1 protein-coding gene is annotated in these 2,714 nt (G+C 71.2%); it reads right to left on the reverse strand.

Annotated features, from left to right (window positions below):
- Positions 1-30 precede the first annotated feature (30 nt).
- Positions 31-2,514 (reverse strand): DEAD/DEAH box helicase, encoded by a 2,484-nt coding sequence (locus tag CCN44_RS40685; protein WP_086704198.1) that lies wholly within the window; start codon positions 2,512-2,514, stop codon positions 31-33.
- Between the last annotated feature and the right edge of the window lie 200 nt (positions 2,515-2,714).

Raw genomic sequence — 2,714 nt, forward strand, 5'->3', positions numbered from 1 at the left:
GGTGCCCGGCCGCCGCCGTTTTTGCGTGCCCTACCAGCGCATACCGAGTTCATCGAGCTGGGCGCGCCGCTCGGGGGTCAGCTTGTCGGCGCGGCGGCGGGCGTTGTCCAGGAAGCTGCCCAGCTTGATCTCCGTCCCGTCGACCACTTCGACGTGCTTGCGGGGCACGGTCAGGTGGCCCTCACGGGCGCGGAACTGCCGGGCGGCTGTGATGTTCAGCCGCCACTTGTCATCCCGGCTCGGCCGCGCGGGCTTGTCCTCGGCGTCGGCCGGCTCCAGCCCCAGGGCGCTGCTGAGTAGCCACTGCTGTGCGGGCTTCAGCTTGTCCCACCCCGCGCGCTGCGCCGACGCCCACGCTCCGAGATCCTCGCCCTGCACCACCAGTTCACCGCCGGCCTCGGGCAGGGTGCCGCCGGCCTCGATGTGTGCGCGGGCGAGCCGGAAGCAGCGCTGCCACGCCACGTCCCACCCCAGCGGGCACCATCCCGGGTCGATCGCCTCCAGCGCCTCCAGACGGCTTGCAGGCATCTCCCCAGGCGTCGGAGGAACATCTTCTCCCGCCGCCCGCCGTTCGGCGTTCAGCAGGGCCTTGCGGGCCGCTGCGCGCTGGTTCTTGGCCCACACCCCGATGGGGAACCCGCCCTCGCCCACGGCCGTGGCCGGGGGCAGGAAGTGCCCGTGCTTGGCCGCCCACGCCCGTGCCACCGCGAGGCCTTCCTCGAACGCCACGTCCTGGTGGGACCACACCATGCCCAGCGCCTCCAGCTCGGCCACCCGCGCCGGATCGAGGGTCCCGGCGTTGTAGTAGCGCCGCTGGTCGGCCAGCCACACCCCCAGCGGGAACCCGGCGCCCGCCGCCTGGTCCTCGGGCATGACGTAGTCGTACGGCACCCGCAGACGGTCGCTGCCACTCTCGCGCAGCCAGCGCGTGGCGGCCTCGATCCCGCGCCGCCAGTAGGCGTTCTCCGGGTCGATCACCCGCAACCTGACGAACTGGGCCAGCAGCGCGGGGTCACGCGGTTCGCTGAAGCGCAGCAGCCCGGCCGCCCGCTCGCTCACCCACGCCTCGTCGTCCTCGTCCTCCTGGTCCTCGTCCTGGCCCTCCAGCTCGGCGTCGTCCTCGTCCTCGGCGCCCCCCCGCCGGCCGCTGCGCCGCCGCGGGTCGGCCAGAGCCTCGATCGTGTCCGTGTCGTGCGCCCGCAGCGCCCCGAGCACCTTCGCGAGGGTCCCGTATGCCTCGGAGGTCAGCATTTCCTCGCCGTCCTCGTCCGGACCGAGGAATACCGGCACCACAAGAGAGGCCAATTTGCCCTCTCCCGGCTTCATGCGCAGGGCACGCCCTACCATCTGCACGATATCGACCATGGAGCCGCGTGCATCGCAGAAGGCGACCGCATCACACTGTGCGGTATCGACGCCTTCCCCGAGCACCTTCACGGAACTCAGGATCCGCACCGCAGCCGGGATATCGGAATCCCCGCCGATGAAATCGGAAGCGAATTCATCCAAGACCTGACGCCGATATCCCGGTGCGTGCTCCCCATACAGCCAGTCCGCCCAGACCCGCTCCGCCGGCGGGTACCGCCCCGGGTCGTCCTCGGCCAGCCGCTCGGCGACAGCGCCGACCCCGGCCGCCATCGCCTCGGCCTCGGCGACCCGGCTGTGAAAGGCCAGGATCCGCCGCAGCCGCTCCCGCGCCGCAGCCGTGAGCAACCCGGTCTGCAACGCGGCCAGCCGCGCCCCGCGCACCGCGTCCGAGGCCGCCGACTCCATCTGAAGCGCCTCGAACAGCTCCGGGTCGCGGATGTCCAGGCACACCACCTGATACGGCGCAACCAGCCCCCGCCGGATCGCCTCGGACAACTTGAGCTTGTACGCCACCGGCCCGAACACCGGCGAGTCCTCGTCCATGCTCGCCACCAACCGCGGCGTGTCGCCCTCGGCCTCCCACACCCGCGCCGTCGCGGTCATGTACAGCCGCCGCACCGCTGGCACCCGCGCCTGATCGTGCACCGCCGCCCACGGCTTCCCAGCATCCCCACTGGTCCGGTGGGCTTCGTCCACCACCATGAGGTCCCACACCGGCAAACCCGCCTCGTGCGCCCGCTGGAGGATGCCCAGGCCCACCGCCGCATAGGTGGCGAACACGGTCACCGGCTCCAGATCCCGCGTCCACGACACCAGCTCCTCCGGGTCGGTCGTGCACGGGATGCCGTCGCTGTCCTCGGCGCGCAGCGAACACACCCCGACCATCGCGCCCCGCCGGCCGCCCCGGCGCCACGCGCCCGCCATCTGAGTCAGCAGATCCAGCGTCGGGACCAGGACCAGCACCCGCCGCGCGGAAAGCTGCCGCGCGGCCTCTACAGCGATCAGCGTTTTGCCGGATCCGGTCGCGGCGATTACCTGCGTGCGTAGCCCCTCGGGGGGAACGCGCCCGCCGGGCGGGGTCTGGAGATAGCGCATAATGCCGTCGACTGCTTCCACCTGGTGCGGAAACAAATCCATCTGTGCCATGCGATCCACGCTTTCCGCCTCGTGTTCTGGTGAGGCTTCCTGTGGTGGTGATTCCCGGTTTTTCGGTGGGGGGTGCTCGGCGCCTCGGGGTGCAGGAGAGCCGGGGTCCGAGCCGGGGGAGGTGGTGTGTTCTGAGCCCAGATCTTATCCGGGCTCACCGTATGACGCACGCGGTTCGTATCCGGTTCGGGATGGTTGGC

Source organism: Streptomyces tricolor (genome assembly GCF_002155905.1).
Lineage (GTDB): Bacteria > Actinomycetota > Actinomycetes > Streptomycetales > Streptomycetaceae > Streptomyces > Streptomyces tricolor.

What these genes read in the sequence shown, in the direction of transcription:
- CCN44_RS40685 (WP_086704198.1), bottom strand. Translation starts at nt 2,514, where the DNA reads ATGGCACAGATGGATTTGTTTCCGCACCAGGTGGAAGCAGTCGACGGC.